This window comes from Spiribacter halobius (assembly GCF_020883455.1).
GTDB classification, from domain to species: Bacteria; Pseudomonadota; Gammaproteobacteria; order Nitrococcales; family Nitrococcaceae; genus Sediminicurvatus; species Sediminicurvatus halobius.
This window is the reverse complement of the sequence record NZ_CP086615.1, coordinates 704,166-726,399: the sequence shown is the minus strand read 5'-3', so window position 1 is coordinate 726,399 and position 22,234 is coordinate 704,166. Positions and strand designations below refer to the sequence as shown.

Genomic DNA, 22,234 nt, shown 5'->3' with positions numbered 1-22,234 from the left:
AAAGTTCGAAGCTCAAAGTTCAAAGACACCCGCCCAACGGGGTGTGATGACACGCACCGTGCTGAGACGGTCTTTGAACTTTGAACTTTGAACTTCGAACTGCTTACGAACGATCCTCGACCGGCCTAGGGCCGGTCGAGGATCGTCCGTAAGCGTCTCAGCAGCTCCGCCCGCCCGAACGGTTTCTGCAGCAGATCCACCCCCGGATCCAGGCGGCCGTGGTGGACGATGGCGTTTTCCGTATAGCCGGACATGTAGAGCACGCGCAGGCCGGGGAAGCGGTCGGTGAGGCGGTCCGCCAGGGCCGGGCCGTTCATGCCGCCGCCGAGGACCACATCGGTGAGCAGCAGCTCCGGCGGCCGGGGCAGGGCCGCGGCCTGCTCCAGCGCGGTGGTGGCATCGGCGGCCTCGATTACCCGGAAGTCGTGGCCGGCCAGGGCGTTGACCACGAATCGGCGTACCATCGGGTCGTCCTCCACCACCAGCAGGCACTCGCCGCGGCCGGCGTTGCCCTCCGGCACCGGCGGGGCCAGCGGCTTCGGCCCGCCACTGGCCGTCTGCCCGTGCCAGCGGGGCAGGTAGACCTTGACGGTGGTGCCCTCGCCCGGCTCGCTGTAGAGGGTCACGTTGCCCTGGGACTGCTTGGCGAAGCCGTAGACCATGCTCAGGCCGAGCCCGGAGCCGTGGTGCTTGCCCTTGGTGGTAAAGAAGGGCTCGAAGGCCCGCTCGCGGGTGTCGTCATCCATGCCGGCACCGGTATCGCTGACCGCCACTACCACGTATTGCCCCGGCTCCAGCTCCGGTATGGCCGCGGCGTAACGCTCGTTGATATGCGCGTTGGCGGCCTCGATGGTCAGGCGGCCTCCCTCCGGCATGGCGTCGCGGGCGTTGACCGCGAGGTTGAGCAGCGCCGCCTCCAGCTGCCCGGCATCGGCAAAGGCCTGCCAGAGGCCGGCGGCGGATACCGTCTCCAGCATCACCGTCTCGCCCAGGCTGCGTCGCACCAGCGGCTCCATCTCCCGCAGCAGCCTGGCCACATCCAGCGCCTCCGGCGCCAGCGGCTGCCGCCGTGCGAAGGCCAGCAGACGCTGGGTCAGCCCCTGGGCGCGCTCCGCGGCGCGCTGGGTCAGCCGCGCCGCATCCTGTGCCGCGCTGCCCGCCGACGTCTCCTCCAGCAGGATCTCCGTGTTGCCGAGGATGACCGTCAGCAGGTTGTTGAAATCGTGGGCCACGCCACCGGTCAGCTGGCCGATGACCTCCATCTTCTGCGCCTGCTGCAGCTGCTGCTGCATGGCGACCCGCTCGCTCACGTCCTGGAAGTACACCGACAGGCCGTCGGCAAAGGGGTACGCCCGCACCGAGAACCACCGCTCCAGCGGCGGGTAGTAGAACTCGAAACTCACCGTCTCGCCACTCGCCATGGCGTGGTGATAGTGGCGGTACGCTTCCGTGTCCCGAGCCTCGGGGAAGGCCTCCCAGACGTTCTCGCCCTCCAGGTCATCGCGCTCGAGCAGCTGGCAGGCCCGCTCATTGAGGTAGGTGAAGCGCCAGTCGCGATCAAGGACGAACAGCGCGTCGGAGATGCTCTCGAGGATGCGCTCCTTCTCCCGCGCGGCCGCGACGTTCGCCTCCAGCGCCCGGCGCTCCGCGGCGCGTGCCCGCTGGTTCTCCAGCACGGCGCCGGCGACGGCCACCAGCTGCTGCAGCAGGTGCGACTCGTCGTCCCGAAACGCGCTGCCGCCGCCGCGGTAGAGCTCCAGCGCACCGATGCAGGCCCGGTCCGGCGTCAGCACGGGCACGCCCAGCCAGTGCCCGTCCGCCAGCATGCGCTGGCGCGGGCTGCCCTCGGCGAGCACGCTGGCGACGAACCCCCCTTCCGGGAGCGCCGCGGCATCGAGCCGCCGGCCGTCGCCATCGACACAACGCCGGTACTCATGCCCCTCCGCGCCCAGCCCGCGCAGCCGCAGGCAGGCGTGGTCCGCCGTCACCAGGCGCAGCGCCAGGGCCAGCACGCCGCCGGCCAGCGTGTCCGCGTCCGGCGCCGCCACCAGCTCGCGGGACTCGCCGGCGAGCGTCTCCAGACGCTCCCCATAGGCCGCCTCCAGCGCACGCTCCGAGGCCTCGGCACGGGCACTGCGCAGGAACAGCCAGCCGAGCAGGGCAAGCACCAGCACCAGCGCGCCGCCGCTGATCGCCGTGCGCTGCCGCCAGCTCGCCATCACGCTCGCGGCATCCAGCCCAACGAAGGCCACCAGGGGCTCGCCGCTCGCCCGCCGGTAGGCGCTGTAGCGGTAGCGGCCATCGCTGTAGTACGACCGATAGTAGGTGCCGCGGGGGGCAGCCGGCAGGTGCTCCTGAAACAGCGGGACGTCCGAGAAATCCCGGCCGATGATCTCGGGCCGCGGCGGGCTGCGGGCGAGTAGCACTCCGTCGTCGCGGAACAATCCGACCGCGCCGTAGGGGCCAAGCTCGAGGGCGGCGTAGAACGCCTCCAGGGCCGAGAGCGAGATGGCGGCGGCAACCACGCCTACCGGTTCGCCGTCGCTATACAGCGGCCGGCTGACATTGAGTATGGGCTCGCCCTCGGCGTAGCCAACGGCCCCGGTGATCGGGCGACTGATGATTAGACCCTGCTCGCCGGCGATAGCGCGCTGGTAGATCTCGCGGCTGGAGAGGTCGACGGGCTCCGGCGAGGGGGTGCGCGAGCTATAGAGCACCCGCCCTTCACCGTCCAGCACGAAGAACGCGAACACATCCTCGGTGAGCGCGCGCCGCGCGCTCAGCAGGGCGTGGGCCGGGCCGGCGTAGCTCGGCTCGCCGAGCCGGCTCATGTCCAGGGATTCCGCGAGGCCCACCAGGCCGTAGTCGATGCCGCGAAACAGCTGCCCGGTGTACTCGGCCAGCAGATCGGCGAGATTGAGGGCGCGAGTGTAGGCGGCGTCCGCCTCGGAGCGGCGATCCAGGGAGAAGGTCGCAAAGCCCCAGGCTGCGATCGCCGCGCCCGCCAGCAGGAACACCAGCGCATTGCGCCGGTAGATGCGCCGCCAGGACCATTGGGTGGCGCTCACGAAGGCAAGTGCTCCGGCAGGGCCAGGATGTCGGCCGCGGGCATGGGCCGCGCCAGCGCATAGCCCTGGGCCAGATGGCAGCCGCAGTCCCGCAGCAGGGGCAGCAGGGCCAGGTTCTCGACGCCCTCCGCCACCACCCGGATGCCGAGGCTGCGGCCGAGGGCGGCCACCGAGCGCAGGATGGCGGCATCGGCCGGCTCCTCGTTGGCGGCACGCACGAAGCTGCGGTCGATCTTGAGCTCGCTGATGGGCAGCGACTGCAGCCGCGCCAGGGACGAGAAGCCGACGCCGAAGTCGTCCACGGCGATCTCCACGCCATGCAGCCGCAAGCGGGCGGCGAGCTCGCCGCCCAGCAGCTCGTCGTCCATGGATTCGGTCTCGGTGATCTCGAGGACCAGCGGCGCGGTCTCGCTGTCGGCGCGTCGCCGGTCCGCGAGCAGGCCGAACAGGATCGGGTCCATGACCTGGTCTGCGCCGACGTTGACGGCGACGCTCAGCGGCCGTCCGGCGGTGCGCCAGCGCTCGGCGTCGCGTATCGCCTGCTGCACCACCAGCCAGCTCAGGTTGCTCATCTGCCGTGGCGAGAAGGCGTGCAGGAACTGCCCCGGCATGAGCAGCCCCCGGCGCCTGTTCTGCCACCGCACCAGCGCCTCGACGGCCTTGAAGGTGCCGCTGTTGAGATCGTATTCGGGCTGGTAGTGCAGCACGAACTCGCCCTCGTCGAGCGCGAGATCGATCTCGGCGAGACTGACCGCGGCGCTGCCCTGCCCCTCCGTGCTCAGCACCGGCTCCGAGGCGGCGCTGGAGAGGTGCTCCTGCAGCGCGGCGGCACGGTAGGGTTTCGCAAGCGGCGGCAGCATGCGCAGGCCGAGCGTCTGGCCCACGCGCATGGCGATGCGGATAATCTTCGGCTCCATGCCGCTCAGCAGCAGCACGTAGCCGGGATAGTCACGGTCCGCGAGCTGGCGCAGGACCTGAATGCCGTCGTGGCGGCCGAGCATCAGATCGATGACCACCGCCCGCGGGCGGACCGTCTCCAGCTCGGAGAGCAGCGCCTGCGGGCCGTCGTAGACCGCGACCTCCGCGCCCAGGCGCCGCAGCTGCAGACCGAGGGTCTGCCGCACCTCGGCGTCATCGTCGACCACGGCGTAGACCTGGCCCCGCCAGATGTCGCGCTCCATGCGCCGCTCCTTGCTCTAGCCTAGTCCCCTCGGGAAACAGCGATCCCCGCGGGCATTAGAGCAGAGGGACGGCGGGTATCAAAGCCGTTCCCGTTCAGGCGCCTCCAGCCCATCGATGAAGCGGCCCATCGCCTCCAGCACCGGGGTGTGAAAGCGCAACGGCCGCGCCAGGCTCGCCACCAGGCTGACGTGGCCGCGGTTGTCGAACAGGCGCAGCCGCGCGCTGCCGCCCGCCTCCGTCACTGCCTGCGCCAGACGGCGACTGTTGCCGGGCTCCACCAGGCGATCATCGCGGCCGTGCAGCAGGAGCATCGGCGGGGCCTGCGGGTCGACGTGGTTGATCGGCTGGCTGCGCGGGCGCTCGGCGGACGGGCCGAAGATGATCTTGAGATCCTCGGCGCGCAGGGGCAGGAAGTCGTACGGCCCGGCGAGACCGATGAAGGCGCGGACCACGCCGCGCCCGGGCCCGGCCGACTCCAGATACTGCGGATCCAGCGCCAGCAGGGCGGCAATGTGAGCACCCGCCGAGTGCCCGGCGAGCACCAGTCGCCCCGGATCGCCGCCATAGTCCGCCGCCCGTGCGTGAATCCAGGCCACCGCCGCGGCGGCGTCCTCGACAAAGGCGGGGAAGCGCACCTCCGGGTAGAGGCGGTAGTCCGGCACGGCGACCACGTAGCCACGGCTCGCCAGCGCCTGGGCAGCGAAGCGGTAATCCGCACGCTCGCCCTCCTGCCAGCGCCCGCCATAGAAGAAAACCACCACGGGTGCATCCGCCGCCCCCTCCGGCACATACAGATCGAGGCGCTGGCGCTCATGGGCGCCGTAATCCAGGCCAACATGGCGCTGATAGCCGGACTCGGGCGTCAGCGCATTGAGCACCGCCGTACCCGAGCACCCGCCGAGCAGCAGCGAGGTCGCCGCCAGCGCCGAGAGCCGCAGGCCGCGCCACAGGGCTGTTGCCTTGCCAAGCCCGGACGCCATCAGTGATCTTTCCTGCACCATCGCCCCGTTTGCCTCACCCGCGGGCCAACGCCCTGGCCCGCGGGCTGAGACCGCGGGCGGCGGCCCAGGTTGCAGCACCCCGCCCAAGCCGACGCGCCGACGGCCGGCGCGCGCCTCACTCGAGCCCGTAGGCCTGAAGCAGGAAGGCGTAGCGGAAGGCCACTTCCTCGAGATACTGGAAGCGTCCGCCGGGGCCACCGTGGCCGGCGCTCATGTTGGTGCGCAGCAGCAGCCGGCCGGGGGGCTCGCCCTCTGCCCGCAGCCGTGCCACCCACTTCGCCGGCTCCCAGTAAGTGACCCGCGGATCCGAGACCCCGGCGGTGACCAGCAGGTGCGGGTAGGGCCGCGGCGCGACGTTGTCGTAGGGCGAGTAGGCGAGGATATCGAAGTAGGCGTCGGCATCCTCGATGGGATTGCCCCACTCCGGCCACTCCGGCGGCGTCAGCGGCAGGCTCGGGTCGAGCATGGTGTTGAGCACGTCCACGAACGGCACGTCCGCCACAGCCGCATGGAACAGCTCCGGGCGCCGGTTGAGCACCGCCCCCACCAGCAGCCCGCCGGCGCTGCCGCCGTGCAGGGCAAGCCGCCCCGCGCTGCTGTAGCCCTCGGCCACCAGCGCCTCGGCACAGGCGACGGTGTCGGTGAAGGTGTTCATCTTCCGTCGCAGCTTGCCGTCCCGGTACCAGCGATAGCCGCGCTCCTTGCCGCCGCGCACGTGGGCGATGGCGTACACGAACCCCCGATCCACCAGCGACAGGCGATGCGGGCTGAATGCCGGCAGGTCGCTCATGCCGTAAGCGCCGTAGCCGTAGAGCAGCAGCGGCGTCTCCGGGCCGGGTGCGAGGTCGCGGCGGTGGAACAGCGAGATCGGCACCCGCTCCCCGTCCGGGGCCGTGGCGGCGAGCCGGCGGCTGACGTAGGCCGACGGATCGTGCCCCGAGGGGATCTCCTGCTCCTTGCGCAGGGTCCGCTGACGGCTCGCCATGTCGTAGTCATACACCCGCGCCGGCGTGGTGAAGCTGCTGTAGGCAAAGCGCAGGGTGTCGGTGGCGTACTCGTAGCCGGGTACGATGCCGAGGCTGAGGCAGGGCTCGTCCTGGGCAATGACGTGCTCATCGCCGTCGGCCAGGTGGCGCACCACCAGGCGGGTCTCGGCGTCCTCCAGCTCCTGGCGTACCAGCCAGTCCCGGAACACCAGGAAACCCTCGATCAGGCAGCCGGGGCGATGGGCGACCAGATCCCGCCAGTGCGCCCGGCCGGGGGTCTCCAGTGACGCCTCGCAGAGCCGGAAGTCCTCGGCGCCGCCGGCGTTGGTGAGGATCAGCCAGCGCTCGCCGTGGTCGCTGACTTCGTACTCCACGTCCCGCTCCCGGGGCGCGATCAGGCGCGGCTCGGCCGCGATGTTGGAGGCCGGCAGGTAGCGCACCTCGGAGGTGGTGTGGTCGTGGCTGTCGATGAGCAGAAAGCGTCCGCTCTCGGTGCGATCGACGCCGAGGAAGAAGCCCGGATCCGCCTCCTCGTAGACCAGCACGTCCCGCGCCGGATCGTCGCCGAGGCGGTGACGGTAGACCCAGCGCGGGCGGTGCTCGTCGTCGAGCACGGTATAGATCAGGCTGCGCCCGTCACTGGCCCAGGCGGTATCCCCGCGGGCATTGTCGATACGCTCCGCCAGGTCCGCGCCGCTCGCCAGGTCCCGGAAGCAGAGGCTGTAGGCCTCGGCCCCGGTGCGATCGACGGCGTAGGCCAGAAACCGGTGATCGGGGCTGTGGTCGGCACCGCCGAGCCGGAAGTACTCGCTGCCCTCGGCCTCGGCGTCGCCGTCCAGCAGCACGGTCTCCACCCCACCATCCCGCGGCCGCCGGCAGAGCACCGGATGCTGCCCGCCCTCCCGGTAGCGCGTGTAGTACGCCCACGGGCCATCCGGCGCCGGCACGCTGCTGTCGTCCTCCCGGATCCGCCCGCGCAGCTCCGTGTAGAGGCGCTCCTGCAGGGGCCCCGTGGGCGCCATCATCGCGTCGGTGTAGCGGTTCTCGGCCTCCAGGTAGGCGCGAATCGCGGGATCAAGCTGCTGCGGATCCCGCATCGCCTCCCGCCAGCCCGCGTCCCGAAGCCAGGCATAGGGGTCCTCGCGCCGGTGGCCGTGGTGTTCGGAGACGATGGGGCGACGAGGGGCGAGCGGAGGGGTCGGTGCGTGCGAATCGTTCACGGGCAGCCTTCGGTTGCGTTCAAAGTCCAAGGTTCAAAGTTCAAAGGCGGATCGGGCGGCGCCGTTATCCGCCGGGCTGCCCGTTACTTTGAACCTTGAACTTGCAACTTTGAACTGGCGCGCGCAGCGCGCCAAAAGGAAGGCCCGGTCGATTGACCGGGCCAAAAGCTACTCGCAGCAACGGTTGCATCGTCTGACCGCCGTCGGCGGTCGACTGGAACGCTACCCAGGGTGCCGGCGAAGGACTGCGATTCGCTTCACAAAACGCTGAGCCGGGTCAGGCCTCATCCCGCAAAGCCAGCCAGGAATGGATGGCAACGGTCGCGAGGACCACGGCGCCACCGTAGAGAGTCAGCAGCGGGATACCCTCGTCCAGGACGAGCCACACCCAGACCGGCCCGAGCACCGTCTCCAGCAGCAGGAACAGGCTGACCTCCGGCGAGGGCAGGTAGCGGGTGGCGGTGGCCATCAGCACCATGGCGAGCGGCATCTGCAGCAGACCCATGACGCCGAGGGCGGCATAGCTCTGCAGCCCGAGCCCCAGCGGCTCGGCAAAGGGCCAGGCAAGCAGTCCCGCCACCGCCCCACTGGCGCAGACCACCGGGATGCGCCCCACCCCGGGGTAGCGCCGCAGCAGGGTCAGCGCACCGCCGAGGCAGATGGCGAGCAGGACCGCGTAGAAATCGCCGAGCCAGGTGCCGACCTGCAGCCCCCCGGCGCAGACGACCACCACCCCGGTCATGGCCGCGACGATGGCGATCCAGGTGCGCCGCCGCACCGCCTCCCGCAGCAGAAGCCAGGAGAACAGCGCCGCAAAGAAAGGTGCCGCGGCGAGGATCACCACCGTATTGGCCGCCGCGGTATTGGACACCGAGAGCACGAACAGCGCCGTATTGCCCCCCATCAGCAGCACCGCCACGGCGATGGCGAGCCGGCCACGGCGGCTCGCCGGCAGCGAGACGGCCTCGCCGCGCACCACGGAAACCACGGCGAGCGCGGCGAAGATGAGCCAGCCGCGCCAGAACACGACCTCCCACTGCCCGGCGTCGGCGAGCCGCACCAGCAGCGCATCGAAGCTGATCGCGAGCACGCCGCAGAAGGCGATGGTCATGCCGCGGGCGTGGTCGGTAGGTCGGGTCCCGGGGATTGCTGTGGTGCGTGTGCTCAAGGCTACGCTCTGGGCGAGTTTCGGGTTTAAGGTCCGGACCATCCGATGCCGGGACTCGAGGCAACTTCTCGTCAACTGCCGGCGCTGCAGCCTCACTCGAGCAGCCCGCTGGTCACGACGGGCCAGGCGCGCGATGAGCCGAACTTTAAACCTTGAACCTGAAACCCGAAACTCGCCCGAAGGGCGCTGAAGGAAGCGCTGATCGATCAGCGCTTCCTTAACCCCCCACCGCCCGCTCGATCCGCTCCGCGTCGGCCTCGTCGATCTCGCAGATCCGGAAGCCGGCGCCGTATTCGGAGGAATGCGTAGAGGGCCGGCACCACACCGCCTCGGCCACCAGGGCAATGGGCTCCCCCTCTCCGGGCCCGAGCTCCAGCCACAAGGCCAGGCGTTGATGGGGGGTTACCGCCGCCGGACCGAGGGTGAGAAAACCATGGCGCGAGAGATTGATGATGCGTCCGAGCGGCTCGCCGCCAGGACGCCGCCGCACCTCGACCACCGCATCCGGGGCCGTCCGCGCCCGCCGCCTTCGCTCCGTCACCGCTCCGCCCCCCGTGCCGGGCGCCCCGCGTCACGCGGCCGCCGGTTCGCGACCGCGGGGCTCCACCCGCCTCCCAGAGCATAACCGCAGGGCGACGGCGACGAGCGCCCTGCCGCCGGACGGTGGCCGATATGGACAAACCCCGGACGGCCGACCATAGTGTCCGAGCAAGCACGAGATGCAGTAACGGCGCGCCTCTGGGGGCGTTGTTACGGTCGAGACGTTGGGTACCTGAGCTGGCGGGAGAGGCAATGAAGGACGCAAGGCGCCGTCACAGAGAGGTCGTGGACCACTACATGCCGGTCATCGACCGCAGCAGCGGCAATCTCATCGGCTACCTCACGGACATCACCATCGACGGCGGCATGATCCAGACGGACGCGCCGCTCGAGGAGGGACAGACCCTCGCGCTACGCATCGAGGCCGCCGAGCCGATCGAAGGCGATGCCTACATCGACGTCGACGGCCGCTGCGTCTGGAGCCGAAAGGGGCGTAACGCGGTGTTCCACCATGCCGGGCTCCAGTTCCTGAAGGTGGATGACAACCTGCGCGACCGCATCGCGGAGCTCGCCGAGCGCTACCGCCTGGCGGTCTCCGGCTGACGGACGGAATCGGCAGCGGTGTTGGTCGTGACCCGAGGCGGGGGTTAAACTGCTCGATCAATTCATTTCCCGGTTTGAGGTCAGCATGCAGATTGCCAAGAACGCGGTGGTCGCCATCGACTACACGCTGCGCGACACCGACGGCGAGGTGCTGGACGCCTCCCCCGAGGGCCAGCCGCTGCAGTACCTGCACGGCGCCGGCAACATCATCCCCGGTCTGGAAAAGGCGCTGGAAGGCAAGGCGCCCGGCGAGGACGTGGAAGTCACCATTCCGCCGGAAGAGGCCTACGGCGAGCGTGACGACCGCCTGCAGCAGGACGTTCCGCTCAGCATGTTCCAGGGCGTGGACAAGGTCGAGGCGGGCATGCGCTTCCAGGCCCAGACCCAGGCCGGCGCCCAGGTGGTCACCGTGGCCGCGGTGAGCGGCGACACCGTGACCGTGGATGCCAACCATCCACTGGCGGGGCAGACGCTCAATTTCGAGGTCAAGGTGGCCGACGTGCGCGAGGCTTCGGAGGAGGAGCTCGAGCACGGCCACGTGCACGACGGCGAGACGCAGGGCTAGCCCGGCTCCCCGGTGCGGGTGCCGGCCACCGCCGGCACCCGCACCACCGTCACCGCCCCGCCACCAGCACCTTCAGCAGATCGCTGCGGGTGACGATCCCCACCAGCCGCTCAGCCTCGCAGACCGGCAGACAGCCCACCCGTGCCACGATCATCCGATCCGCGGCGGCGGCCAGCGTATCCTGCGGCGAGGCCGTGATCACTTTGCGTGTCATCACCATATGCAGCGCGCGACGCAGCGTATAGCGGTCGCGGTCGCGCTCGGAGCCCGTTTCGAGGAACGGGCTGACGGCCCGCAGCACGTCGCGGTCGCTCACGACCCCCACCAGTCTCTGCCCGTCGACCACCGGCAGATGGTGGAAGTGCTCGCGCTCGAACAGGCGGTAGGCGGTCTCCACCGTATCGTCCGGCGCCAGCGCCACCGGCCGGCGGGTCATGACCTCTGCGATGTGCCCCATTAGCGCAGCAGTGCCCGGCTGACCCGACGGAAGCTCTCGGTACCGGCCCGGTGCAGCCACTCGAAGGCCACCATCTCCCGGCTCACCACGTCCACGCCGGCCTCTCTCAGCCGTGCCAGCGCCAGCTCCCGGTCGCCGCTGCGCCTTGAGCCCACGGCATCCGCCACCACCGCAACCTGGTAGCCCGCCTCACCCAGACCGATGGCCGTCTGCAACACGCACACGTGGGCCTCGATACCGGCGATGACGAAGCAATCCCGGCCGGTCTCGGCCAGGGCCTGGCGCAGGGACGGCTCGGCGGCACAGGAGAAGTGCTCCTTCTCGAGCACCCGCGCGTCCGGCGCCAGCGCTGCCTTGAGCGCCGGGTCGGTATGCCCGAGCCCACGCGGGTACTGCTCAGAGACCGTCACCGGCACCGACAGCTCGGCGGCAAGCCGCAGCAGCCAGGCCACGGCATCCCGCACGCCGTCGGGGTCGCTCATCACGGGCAGCAGCCGCTCCTGCACGTCCACGACCAGCAGCTCGCTGCGTTCACGCTCGAGCAGTCGACTCATGATCACACTCCTCACCGCATCCAGCGCCATGGTACCTGGGGATCACGCAACGGTGTCCGTCACCGGCGCAAGCTAGATCGTCGCGGAAGCGGATACCGCCTCGCACACTGCACGGACACAGACTCGCCGACGGCGCCGCGGATCCAAACTCGTCAACGCCCGCGCACTCAGGTAGGCCACCGAGTGTTACCTTGCACCCAGTGCCCAAGGCCCCCCTGCATTGCACTCCGCCGCGCATCCGATAGAATTGCGGGCTTTTGCACGGGCCGGGTAATCCGGACAGCGCCGGCTGCCCTTCGAGAACACGACCGGCATGCGGGGGAAACGGGCTTGATCGAGATCGACGGCGTTTCCAAGGCCTTCGGCGGCCTGCAGGCGGTGCACAACGTCTCCTTCACCGTGGAGCGGGGCAGCATCACCGGGCTCATCGGGCCCAACGGGGCCGGCAAATCCACCCTGTTCAACATCGTCGCAGGCGTGATCCCGCCGGACGAAGGCCGTATTGCGCTGGATGGGCAGGACATCACCGGTCTGCCGCCCCATCAGCTGTTTCACCGCGGGCTCGTGCGCACCTTCCAGATCCCGCACGAGTTCTCGCGCATGACCGTGCGTGAGAACCTGATGATCGTCCCCGCCGGTCAGCAGGGCGAGAGCCTGTTGCAGAGCTGGCTGCGCTGGGCACGAATCGTGCGCCAGGACCGGGAGATCCTGCGCCGCGCCGATGAGGTGCTGGACTTCCTCGAGATCGGCCATCTGGCCGACGAGCTCGCCGGCAATCTCTCGGGGGGGCAGAAAAAGCTGCTGGACCTGGGCCGCACCATGATGACCGACGCCCGGGCCGTGCTCCTCGACGAGCCCGGCGCCGGCGTCAACCGTACTCTGCTCGGCAAGCTCGCCGAGGCCATCGAGCGCCTTAACCGCGAGCGCGGCTACACCTTCTGCGTCATCGAGCACGACATGGACCTCATCGCCCGCCTCTGCGACCCGGTCATGGTGATGGCCAACGGCGAGCTGATCGCCTCCGGCAGCATGGAGACCCTGCGCCAGGACGAGCGCGTGCTGGAGGCCTATCTCGGCAGCGGCAGCAGCGGCCAGGCGGGGGCCTCGGCATGAGCCTGCTGCGGGCCGACGACCTCTACGCCGGCTACGGCGGCGTCGACATCCTGCGGGGCCTGCACCTGCGGGTGGAGGCCGACGAGGTGGTGGTCATCGTCGGCCCCAACGGCGCCGGCAAGTCCACCGCCATGAAGGCCGTGTTCGGGCTCGTCCCGGTGCGCGCCGGCAGAGTCACCTACCAGGGCGAGGACATCACCAACGCCGCGCCGGAGCAGATGGTCACCCGAGGCATCGCCTACGTGCCGCAGGAGGGCAATGTCTTCCCCTCGCTCACCGTGCTGGAGAATCTTGAGCTCGGCGCCTACGCCCTGAAGGGGGATCTGCGCCCGCGGCTGGAGAAGGTCTACGAGGTCTTCCCGCGGCTGCGCGAGCGCCGGGCGCAGCAGGCCGGGCTCATGTCCGGCGGGGAGCGGCAGATGGTCGCCATGGGTCGGGCCCTGATGGTGGAGCCACAGCTGCTCATGCTCGACGAGCCCACCGCCGGGCTGTCACCGAAGCTGATCGACGAAACCTTCAGGCGGATCCGGGGCATCAACGCCCTCGGCATCGGCGTGCTCATGGTGGAGCAGAACGCCAAGCAGGCCCTCGGCATCGCCGATCGCGGCTACGTCCTCGCCACCGGCGAGAACCGTTACGAGGATACCGGTTCCAACCTGCTCGCCAACCGCGAGGTGGCGGAGATGTTCCTCGGCGGCTGAGGCCGAGACAGCGGAGCGCGAACGCGACCATGATGAGCGAAACCCTGCAGCTGCTGATCAACGGCCTTCTGCTCGGCAGCATTCTGGCCCTGGGCGCCGTCGGCGCGACCATGATCTTCGGGATCCTGCGCTTCGCCCACTTCGCCCATGGCGATTTCATGACGGTAGGCGCCTACAGCGCGCTGCTCTTCGTCAGCGCCCTCGGGCTGCCGGTGCTCGCCGCGCTGCCGGTGGCCATGCTGATGACCGCCGGCGTGGCGGTTGCCGTGGATCAGGTGGTGTACCGGCGCATCCGCCGCGTCGCGCCGGTGATTCTGCTCATCTCCTCCTTCGCCACGGCGCTGATCCTGCGGTCCCTGGTGCAGATGATCTGGGGCAGCAGCAACCAGGTGTATGTCTCCGGCATTCAGCTGCCCTGGCGCTTCGGCCCCATCACCCTCAAGCCCGATCACCTGATCATCTTCGCCGCCGCCGTGGTCCTGGTGGTGCTGACCCACCTCTTCCTCACCCGCACCCGCATGGGCAAGGCCATGCGGGCCATGAGCGACAACATGGACCTGGCCCTGGTGACCGGGATCCCCGCAGAACGCGTGATCATGTGGACCTGGGCCGTGGGCGGGGCGCTCGCCGCTGCCGCCGGCGTGTTCCTCGCCATGGACACGCGGCTGCACCCGAACATGGGCTGGACCCTGCTGCTGCCGATCTTTGCCGCCACTATCCTCGGCGGCATCGGCCGGCCCTACGGGGCTATCCTCGGCGGCTTCGTGATCGGCTGCGCGATGGAGCTCTCGACCCTGATCATCCCGGGGGCCTACAAGCCGGGGGTCGCCTTCGCCATCATGGTGCTGACGCTCATCGTGCGCCCGCAGGGCATCATCCGGGGGACGCTCTGATGGAACTGCTCGGCCTTCTCTCCTACGCGCTGTTCTTCCTCAACCTCGTGGGCATCTATGCCATCCTGGCCCTCGGGCTGAACATGCAGTGGGGCTTCACCGGCCAGTTCAACATCGGCATCGCCGGCTTCTTCGCCGTCGGCGCCTACAGCGCGGCCATTCTCACCACCGGCCCCTCGGAGGACTGGCTCGGCGGCTTCGGTCTGCCCTTCTTCGTCGGCATCATCGGCGCGGTGCTCATCACCATCCCGGTGGCCCTCCTGGTGGGCCGCATCACCGCCCGGCTGCGTGCCGACTACCTCGCCATCGCCACCATCGGCATCGCCGAGATCATCCGTCTGATCTTCCAGAACGAGGACTGGCTGTCCAACGGCGTGCGCGGCATCCCCGGCGTCGCCAAGCCCTTTGGCGTCGGCAACGGTGGTTATCTCGTGATCGTCGGTGCATTCGTGGCGCTGATCTACGTGCTCGTGGAGCTCGCCCGCCGCTCGCCCTGGGGCCGCGTGCTGCGGGCCATCCGCGACAACGAGGCGGCCACCGCCGCCGCCGGCAAGGATATCGCTCGCTTCCGGCTCGAGGCCTTCGTCGTCGGCTCCTGCATCATGAGCGTCGGCGGTGCCCTCTACGCCCACTTCCTCGGCTTCGTCGGCCCGGAATCCTTCCGCCCGCTCTACGGCACCTTTCTCGTCTGGGTGATGCTCATTGCCGGCGGCAGCGGCAACAACAACGGCGCCCTCCTCGGCGCGCTTATCGTCTGGATGATCTGGTCCGCCACCGAGATGCTGGCCGGCCTCATCCCGCAGGCCCTCATCGGCAGCCCCAGCGCCTTCCGCGTGCTGCTCATCGGCGTCCTGCTGCAGGTGATCCTGGTCACCCGCCCCGCCGGCCTGCTGCCGGAGAAGCGCCCGCCGCTGCCGGGCGCCAGCCGATAGGGCGCCCCTTCCAGGGCGCAGTTTCTAGCCTAACCCGCATATCTCACCGGTTCGCCCGATTACGTACGCGACTCCGCCACACCTACACCCCTCCCGTCGCGGAAGAGGACACCGACGTCCGCGATGCGGGACGGGGTGCGAGGGTCCGAGACCGTAGGCAAGAGGGACCTCGCCTACGAGCCCCCAGGGATGGGTTCACGGCGTGTCCCGGGCGCTCGGACCCCGTCCCGCTTGGGCACGGCGTGCGCACTGCCCGCGACGCCGCGGCGAATGCTCCCGCATGCGTCGTAAAGCAGACGCCCCGACCGAAGCCGGGGCGCCCTGATCAGACTGGCGCTGGCGAGGCCACACGCGGCCCCACCAGTCACCCTGCCTACATCGACGGCTCGAAGATCTTCACCGTCACGATCTCACCATCCTGGATGGCCCAGTGGGCGAAGGTGCCGGGGACGTCGCCGTTGGCATCGTAGTTGATGCTGCCGGAAGCGCCCTGGTAGTCAATATCTTCCCCGCGGCTCAGAAGGTCACGCGCACGCTCGAACTCGCCCGGGCCCACCGGCTCGCCACCGGGTCTCGCCACCTCGCGCAGGTGGTCGCGGATCAGCTCCGGATCGGTCGTGCCCGCGGCCTCGGCGGCGAGGGCAATGGTGTACACGGCATCGTAGGCGGTATCGATGTACGGCACCGGCGGCAGCTCGCCATATTCCGCCTCGTAGGCGCTGGCGAAGTGCTGAGCGGCGTCGGTGTCGTCGCGGGCCTGGGCGGCGGTGCCGAAGCTGCCGTTCAGGTACTGGGCACCGAGGTTCTCGATGATCTCGGGGGACTTCATGCCGTCGGTGAAGACGAACTCGGTGAAATGGCCGCCCTCGAGGGCCTGACGCAGGATGGTCTGGCCGTTCTCGGGGTAGCCGATCAGTAGCAGTGCAGCATCCCCGTCGGACACCTGGCCGAGCTCGCCGCGGTAGGACGACTGCCCCGGGGCATAGCCGCTGCGGCCGACCACCTCGCCGCCCTGGCTCTCGAAGGCGGACTCGAAGGCGTCTGCCAGGCCTTCGCCGTAATCGTTGTTGATGTAGAGGATACCGACGCTGTCGACCCCCTCCTCCATCGCCACCTGCGCCAGCGCGGTGCCCTGGAAGGCGTCCGACGGCACGGAGCGGAACAGGAAGTCGTTGTCGTCGAGGTCCGTGATCACCGGCGAAGTGGAGGCGTTGGAGATCTGCACCACGCCCTCGCTGCTGGTGACGCTGCTCGCCACGGGGATGGTCACGCCGCTGGACAGCGCGCCGACGATGGCATGCACGCCCTGCACGGACACCAGCCGCTGGGCGGCGTCGACACCGGCCTGTGGTTCGGTCTGCGTATCCGAGATCTGCAGCTCGATGGGCTCGCCGAGCACGCCGCCGGCGGCGTTGATCTCCTTCACGGCAAGCTGGACGCCGTTACGCGAGCTCTCGCCGTAGGCCTGCAGGTCGCCGGTCAGCGGCATCAGCGCGCCGATGCGCAGTGGCTGTGCCTCGGCGACGCCCGTGGCGGCCACCATCAGGGACAGGGCCCCGAGGGCCCCCGTGAGCTTTCCGGTTCTTGTCATGTCAACTCCCCCCGCGGGTTGTCTGTGGGTTCCGACTGGAGCATACGCAGAGGCCGGTGGCAGCGCAAAGCACTCGAGTGTCCCGTTTCGCAGGTTCCTTCTCGCTCTGAGGCCCGCATATCTGACCTATTCACGGCTCATCCGCCTCGCCGCTCCGGAAGGGGCGCGTCTCGCTCACCCGGCGGGCAAGCCCCGGCGCCGGTGCGAACCGCGCCCCGTGGTTGGCCTCCAGGTCCTGCAGCCGCCCGGCCACGGTGGCGACGCCGCGCTCGTCGAGATAGCGGAACGGCCCGCCGCGGAACGGCGGAAAGCCGATGCCGAACACCGCTGCCAGGTCACCGTCCCGGGCGCTCCGGAGTATGCCCTCGTCGAGGCAGCGCACGGCCTCGCTCGCCATCGGCAGCACCGTACGATCGACGATGGCCTCCTCCCCCATGGTCCGCCCCGGGCGCACGCCGAGCACGCCGTAGACCGAATCATCCACCTCGCGGCCCGCCTTGCGCCCCTGCCAGCGATAGAAGCCGCGGCCGCTCTTGCGCCCGAGCCGGCCGGCCTCGACCATCCGCGCCGCCTGGGCGGGCGGCGCCATGCGCTCGCCGAATGCCTCGTGCAGAATCGGGGCGACGTGGGCGCAGATGTCGATGCCCACCTCGTCGAGCAGCTTGAACGGGCCCACGGGGAAGCCGAAGTCCAGCAGCACGCCGTCGATGCGGTCAATGGCCACGCCTTCCGCCGCCAGGCGCATGGCCTCGTTGAGATAGGGCGCGAGGATGCGATTGACGTAGAAGCCGGCACCGTCGCCCACCACGATGGGCGTCTTGCCCTGGGCGCGGCCGAAGGCGACCGCCGTCGCCACCACCTCGGGCGCCGTGCCCGCATGCGGGATGACCTCGAGCAAGGGCATGCGCTCCACCGGCGAGAAGTAATGCATGCCCACCACCCGCTCCGGGTGGGCCGCCCCCTCCGCGATACGCGCAATGGGCAGTGACGAGGTGTTGCTCGCGAAGATCGTCTCCGCCCCGCCGTTGGCCTCGACCTCGGCCACCATGCGGTGCTTGAGCTCCGGGTCCTCGAAAACGGCCTCGATCACCACGTCCAGCCGGCGGAAGCCGCTCCAGTCGAGCGTGGTGGTCAGCCGCCGCTCCGTGAGCCGGGCCTCGAAGTCGGTCAGCGAACGCCGCCGGCGCCGGCCCGCCACGTGCTCCCTGAGATGGCGCACCGCGTTGCCGAGCCCTTCCGGGCGCACGTCCTTCAGGCGTACCGACACCCCGGCGCGGTCCGCGCTGACCGTGGCGATACCGGCCCCCATCAGCCCGCCGCCGAGCACGCCGATGCGCTGCACCGGCTTGGGCTCGCGGACGCCGGTCGCGCCGGTGTCCTTCTTGGCGGCAGTGGAGTCGAAATAGAGCCCGATGAGCGCGCGCGCCGCCGGTGTCATGGCGAGCTCGCCGAAGGTCTCGGCCTCGGCGGCGAGCCCCGTCTCGATCCCCTGGGCGAGGCCGGTCTCCACACACTCGAGGATGCGCGGCGGCGCCGGGTAGTTGCCGCGGGTCTTCGCCAGCGTCCGCTTGCGTGCCTGACCGAGCACGAGCCGACGCCCCAGCCGATTGCCGGTGGTGGCCCAGCGGACCAGCTGCGTGCGCAACTCGCGCCGCCGGGGCGGCGCATCTCCCAGGGCAATGCGCGCCGCCGCCTCCTCCAGGATCGATGCCGGCACCCGCTCATCCACCAGGCCGAGACGCAGCGCCCGGCGGCTGTCCACCTGCCGCCCGGTGAGCATCAGATCCAGCGCCGCCGGCAGGCCGATGAGCCGCGGCAGACGCTGGGTGCCGCCGGTTCCGGGCAGCAGCCCGAGCTGCACCTCCGGCAGACCGAGCCGCGTGGCGGGCTCGTCACTCGCCACGCGCGCCCGGCAGGCAAGCGCGAGCTCCAGCCCGCCGCCCAGGCAGGTGCCACGGATCGCCGCCACCACCGGCACCCGGAAGGCCGCGATGCGCGCAAGGATGCGCTGGCCCGTGCGGGCCAGCTCGCTCACGGCCGCAGCGTCAGGGCATTCGCGGATCATGTCGATATCAGCACCGGCGATGAAGGAGCCGGGCTTGCCGCTCGCGAACACGAGGCCGCGTACGCCGCGGTCGGCATCCAGCTCATCCAGCAGCCGCGACGCTGCGTCGATCAGCGCCCGGTCCAGCGTGTTCTGGCGGTGCCCCGGGGTGTCGATGCGGATCACCGCGACGCCGTCGTGGCGACGCTCCAGGGTGAGCGGTGCCTGGGCTCCGGTCCGGTCAGTCATCTCGCCCATCAGGACACCTCCAGCACCATCGCCGCGCCGAGACCGCCGGCGGCACAGGCGGTCACCAGCCCGGTGCCGCCGCCACGGCGGCGCAGCTCGTTCAGGGTCTGCACGATCATCCGCGCGCCGGTGGCGGCGAAGGGGTGGCCGTAGGCGATGGAGCCGCCGTTGACGTTCAGCCGCGCCTCGTCCGCCTCGCCGATGGCGTCATCAAGCCCGAGCCGCTCCCGGCAGAAGCGCCGGTCCGGCCACAGGCGCAGGTTCGCCAGCGTCTGCGACGCAAACGCCTCGTGGATGTCGATCAGCGTCAGGTCGGCGAGTCGCAGACCGGCCCGGGACAGGGCCATCGGGGTTACCCAGGTCGGCCCGATGAGCCCGTCGTGGAAGGGGTCCACGGCGCGGAATGCCCAGGAACGGAGATAGCCCAGCGGCTCGAGGCCGAGGCTGCGGGCGCGGCTTTCCGTGGTGATCGCGAGTGCCGCGGCGCCGTCGGTGAGCGGGGTGGCGTTGCCGGCGGTCACGGTGCCGTGACGGCGGTCGAAGGCGGGCTTCAGCCTGGCGAGGCTCTCCAGGCTCGCATCCGCGCGGATGTTGTTGTCCCGGTGCAGGGGCTCGGCCTTTGGCCCCGGGAAGACGTGCATCACCTCGCCGTCCAGCTTCTCCGCCTCCCACGCCGCATGGGCCATGCGATGCGAGCGCAGGGCGAAGGCGTCCTGGTCCTCCCGGGAAATGCCATGGCTCTTCGCCATCTGCTCGCCGATGTCGCCCATGCCAAGACCGGTGGAGTAGTCCCGCACCGCCGGCGGCCGCGGCACCAGATCTCCGGCCCGCACGCCGCGGAACGCCCGCAGCCGCTCAACCAGGGATTTCGCCTTCGAGGCCCGCAGCAGGGCCCCGCCGAGGCGCCGGGAGACGCCGATGGGCAGCACCGAGGTGGAGTCCGCGCCGCCGGCGATGCCAAGCTCGATCTCCCCGCGGTGCACCGCGGCGGCCACGTCGGCGGCGGTCTGGAAGCTGGTCGCGCAGGCGCGGGAAACGCTGTAGGCGTCGGTGGCCGGGTCCAGCCCTGCCCCCAGCACCACCTCCCGGGCGATGTTCGGCGCCTCGGGCCGGATCACCACCTGCCCGAACACCAGCCGCTCCACCAGCGCCGGGTCGAGATCAAGCCGCGCCACCAGCTCGCTCACCACCAGCGTGCCGAGCTCGATGGCGTCCATGTCCCGGTAGGCAGTGAGCTGGCGCGCAAACGGCGTGCGCAACCCCCCGACCACCGCGAGCCGCTCGCCTGGGCCAGTCGCCATGACGCCTCCCCTCTTCCACGTTCATGCCCTACGCGCCGTACGGTAGCGTATTGGGCCGCGCTCTGCGCGCAGTTTCAAGCCGCGGCGCCGCCAAGGCAAAGCGGCACCCAGCCGCCTCTCGTTGTCTGCGCCTCAGGAGCCCGGCTGCGCCGGGCGAATTCTTCGCAGTGCGGAAACCGGTGGCTGCTCGGGCCGCCGAGGCAGGGCCGGGTGTGGTGGCTTCTTCCGGGACACGCCGTGAACCCGTCCATGGGGGCTCGAATGCGGCATCCATGCCGCATACGGTCCCGGAAGAGGCCACCACACCCGACCATTCGACCGCCGGGGCTTGTCACGCGTCGATGCGCCCCGGCGGTCCGAGGGCGGGAGCCGGCAGCCCCTCCCGGGACCGTAGGCGACAGGGATGTCGCCTTCGAGCCTACACGGACGTATTCACGGCGTGTCCCGGGAGGGGCTGCCGGCTCCCGCCTTGCCCCGGCGCGTGAAGCTGCGGCCTCATCTCAAGCTACCGAACAGCATTCGCCCCGCGCCGCCGAACTCCTGCGGCGGGGTGTGTGCGCATTTGTCACACCAGCGCCTGCACTGGCGGGGCCTCCGCCAGCACCCGGCGGACGATATCGAGCCCGCGGGTGACGGCCTCCCGCGAGGCCGGCGCGCTCAAGCTGAGGCGTACCGCCTGAGGCGCGGGCAGGCTGCCCACCGTGAAGGGCTCGGCACTGCGCAGCAACAGACCCTCCGCCTCGCAGCGGCGCACGAAGGCGCTGGCCCGCCAGGGTTCGGGCAGCGGCAGCCAGAGATTGAAGCCGTAGGGCTGCCCGCGGGCGCCACTGCCCGCCAGCTTCTCGGCAGCCAGAGCCTGCCGGCCACCCAGCTCGTCACGCTGGGCCGCAGCCAGCTCATCGGCCACACCGCTGCCGATCCAGCGGCAGGCCACCTCGGCGTTGAGCGGCGGCGCCATCCAGCAGTGGCTGCGCAGCACCTCGGCCAGCCGGGCAAGGAGCGCCGCCGGCGCGTGCACCATCCCCACCCGCAGCCCCCCGGCGAGCACCTTGGAGCAGCCGGTGACGTAGACCACCCGCTCCGGGTCCAGCTCCAGCAGGTTCGGCGGGCGCTCGTTGGCGGCGACCAAATGCACGTCGTCCTCGATCACGGTGACGCCCTCGCGACGCGCCACCGTAAGCAGGGCCTGGCGCCGGGCCTCGGACATCACCGCCGTGGTCGGGTTGTTCTGATTGGGCATGCAGTAGACCGCACGCACACCCTGCTGCCGGCAGGCCGCCTCGAGGGCCTCCGGGATCAGGCCCTCGTCGTCCATGGCGAGGCCCACGTGGCGCAGCCCGAGCTGCCGGGCGGCGGCGATCAGCCCCGGGTAGGTGAGCGCCTCGCTCGCCAGCGTCTCGCCCGGGCGCAGCAGCGCCTGCAGGGCGAGGTAGACGCCGTGCATGCCGCCAAGGCTCAGCAGCAGCGAGTCCGCCGCCACCGGCACGCCCCAGGCCTCGCGCAGCCAGCCCGCCAGCATCTCCCGGTGGCGCGCGATGCCAGCCTCCGGGTGATAGCCGAGGGCGTCGGCGAGCGCCGCCCGGTCGCCGGCGATCTCCCGCAGCGCCTGGGCCAGCAGGCCCTCCCGGGCAATCGGTGCGGGCAGGCTCAGCCCCATCGGGATCAGGCTGGAGGCCGCCTCATCCCCGGCAATCGCAAACTCCGGCGGGTCCGCCTCGCCACCACGCACGTAGGTGCCGCTGCCCACCCGGGCACGGACCAGTCCCTGGCGCTCGGCCTCGGCATAGCCACGGGTCACGGTGCCCACGGTCACTCCCAGCGCCTCGGCCAGAGCGCGGTGGGTAGGCAGGCGCTCACCAGGAGCCAGCCGGCCGTCCTCGATGGCCTCGGCGATGGCGGCGGCGATCGCCCGGTAGCGCGGGCCGGACCGCGCGGCAAGCTCAGGGCACCATATTGTATTCATTACAATAAAACACTTGACGCGGAAATTTGGCCGCTGGAAGCTGGCTTGACCGCAATATCGTACCAATATCTCTCAATTTGTATCGATACAAAAGGGCGCTGCC

The 22,234-nt window shown here is 70.3% G+C and carries 18 protein-coding genes; 6 read left to right on the top strand and 12 right to left on the bottom strand.

All coding sequences use genetic code 11. The features are described 5' to 3' along the window. Positions 1–125: 125 nt before the first annotated feature. The 6 genes from LMH63_RS03340 to LMH63_RS03315 all read right to left on the bottom strand — a co-directional run bounded on the left by LMH63_RS03340 (position 126) and on the right by LMH63_RS03315 (position 9,166). Positions 126–3,068, bottom strand: a complete 2,943-nt coding sequence (locus tag LMH63_RS03340; RefSeq protein ID WP_158280411.1) for an ATP-binding protein — start codon at positions 3,066–3,068, stop codon at positions 126–128. Beyond that, positions 3,065–4,249, bottom strand: coding sequence for an EAL domain-containing response regulator (locus LMH63_RS03335; RefSeq protein WP_109679399.1), 1,185 nt, complete (start codon positions 4,247–4,249; stop codon positions 3,065–3,067). Before LMH63_RS03335 ends, LMH63_RS03340 begins: the two co-directional genes overlap by 4 nt. Before the next feature lie 78 nt (positions 4,250–4,327). Continuing rightward, positions 4,328–5,230 carry an alpha/beta hydrolase gene (locus LMH63_RS03330; protein WP_109679400.1) on the bottom strand — a complete coding sequence of 301 codons (903 nt, stop codon included), beginning with the start codon at positions 5,228–5,230 and terminating at the stop codon, positions 4,328–4,330. Between the two features lie 136 nt (positions 5,231–5,366). Continuing rightward, positions 5,367–7,457 carry a S9 family peptidase gene (locus LMH63_RS03325; protein WP_229332715.1) on the bottom strand — a complete coding sequence of 697 codons (2,091 nt, stop codon included), beginning with the start codon at positions 7,455–7,457 and terminating at the stop codon, positions 5,367–5,369. Positions 7,458–7,734: 277 nt separating this feature from the next. Next, positions 7,735–8,625 carry a DMT family transporter gene (locus LMH63_RS03320; protein WP_308443949.1) on the bottom strand — a complete coding sequence of 297 codons (891 nt, stop codon included), beginning with the start codon at positions 8,623–8,625 and terminating at the stop codon, positions 7,735–7,737. A gap of 217 nt (positions 8,626–8,842) precedes the next feature. Continuing rightward, positions 8,843–9,166, bottom strand: coding sequence for a PilZ domain-containing protein (locus tag LMH63_RS03315; protein WP_109679402.1), 324 nt, complete (start codon positions 9,164–9,166; stop codon positions 8,843–8,845). A 251-nt stretch (positions 9,167–9,417) separates the two neighbouring features. On the opposite strand from LMH63_RS03315, the gene LMH63_RS03310 reads away from it, so the two are divergent. Beyond that, positions 9,418–9,768: a PilZ domain-containing protein gene (locus tag LMH63_RS03310; protein WP_229332714.1), complete on the top strand. Its 351-nt coding sequence runs from the start codon at positions 9,418–9,420 to the stop codon at positions 9,766–9,768. Between the two features lie 85 nt (positions 9,769–9,853). Next, positions 9,854–10,333 carry an FKBP-type peptidyl-prolyl cis-trans isomerase gene (locus tag LMH63_RS03305; RefSeq protein ID WP_109679403.1) on the top strand — a complete coding sequence of 160 codons (480 nt, stop codon included), beginning with the start codon at positions 9,854–9,856 and terminating at the stop codon, positions 10,331–10,333. A 49-nt stretch (positions 10,334–10,382) separates the two neighbouring features. Here the strand turns inward: LMH63_RS03305 and LMH63_RS03300 are convergent, their stop codons facing one another. Both LMH63_RS03300 and LMH63_RS03295 read right to left on the bottom strand, forming a co-directional pair. Beyond that, positions 10,383–10,769, bottom strand: coding sequence for a CBS domain-containing protein (locus LMH63_RS03300; protein ID WP_158280412.1), 387 nt, complete (start codon positions 10,767–10,769; stop codon positions 10,383–10,385). 20 nt (positions 10,770–10,789) lie between these two features. Beyond that, positions 10,790–11,344: a hydrolase gene (locus tag LMH63_RS03295; RefSeq protein ID WP_109679405.1), complete on the bottom strand. Its 555-nt coding sequence runs from the start codon at positions 11,342–11,344 to the stop codon at positions 10,790–10,792. A gap of 330 nt (positions 11,345–11,674) precedes the next feature. On the opposite strand from LMH63_RS03295, the gene LMH63_RS03290 reads away from it, so the two are divergent. Genes LMH63_RS03290 through LMH63_RS03275 form a run of 4 tightly spaced genes read left to right on the top strand, consistent with a single transcriptional unit; the run spans position 11,675 to position 14,983 of the window. Beyond that, entirely contained in the window at positions 11,675–12,457 is a 783-nt protein-coding gene (locus LMH63_RS03290; RefSeq protein ID WP_109679406.1) for an ABC transporter ATP-binding protein, read from the top strand. After that, complete coding sequence (locus LMH63_RS03285; protein WP_109679407.1) at positions 12,454–13,158, top strand: ABC transporter ATP-binding protein; 705 nt, start codon at positions 12,454–12,456, stop codon at positions 13,156–13,158. The genes LMH63_RS03290 and LMH63_RS03285 overlap by 4 nt, the downstream gene beginning before the upstream one ends. A gap of 29 nt (positions 13,159–13,187) precedes the next feature. After that, the gene (locus LMH63_RS03280) at positions 13,188–14,051 is read left to right on the top strand and encodes a branched-chain amino acid ABC transporter permease (protein ID WP_229332713.1); all 864 of its coding nucleotides are present in this window, start codon (positions 13,188–13,190) and stop codon (positions 14,049–14,051) included. Then, positions 14,051–14,983 (top strand): branched-chain amino acid ABC transporter permease, encoded by a 933-nt coding sequence (locus LMH63_RS03275; RefSeq protein ID WP_109679408.1) that lies wholly within the window; start codon positions 14,051–14,053, stop codon positions 14,981–14,983. The genes LMH63_RS03280 and LMH63_RS03275 overlap by 1 nt, the downstream gene beginning before the upstream one ends. A gap of 373 nt (positions 14,984–15,356) precedes the next feature. On the opposite strand, the gene LMH63_RS03270 is transcribed toward LMH63_RS03275, so the two are convergent. The 4 genes from LMH63_RS03270 to LMH63_RS03255 all read right to left on the bottom strand — a co-directional run bounded on the left by LMH63_RS03270 (position 15,357) and on the right by LMH63_RS03255 (position 22,131). Continuing rightward, positions 15,357–16,574 (bottom strand): ABC transporter substrate-binding protein, encoded by a 1,218-nt coding sequence (locus LMH63_RS03270; protein WP_109679409.1) that lies wholly within the window; start codon positions 16,572–16,574, stop codon positions 15,357–15,359. Between the two features lie 130 nt (positions 16,575–16,704). After that, positions 16,705–18,876 (bottom strand): fatty acid oxidation complex subunit alpha FadJ, encoded by a 2,172-nt coding sequence (gene fadJ / locus LMH63_RS03265; RefSeq protein ID WP_229332712.1) that lies wholly within the window; start codon positions 18,874–18,876, stop codon positions 16,705–16,707. Further along, on the bottom strand, positions 18,876–20,168 hold the full coding sequence (fadI, locus tag LMH63_RS03260; protein ID WP_109679410.1) for an acetyl-CoA C-acyltransferase FadI: 1,293 nt from the start codon (positions 20,166–20,168) through the stop codon (positions 18,876–18,878). Before fadI ends, fadJ begins: the two co-directional genes overlap by 1 nt. A gap of 565 nt (positions 20,169–20,733) precedes the next feature. Further along, the gene (locus LMH63_RS03255) at positions 20,734–22,131 is read right to left on the bottom strand and encodes an aminotransferase-like domain-containing protein (RefSeq protein ID WP_109679411.1); all 1,398 of its coding nucleotides are present in this window, start codon (positions 22,129–22,131) and stop codon (positions 20,734–20,736) included. Positions 22,132–22,234 lie beyond the last annotated feature (103 nt).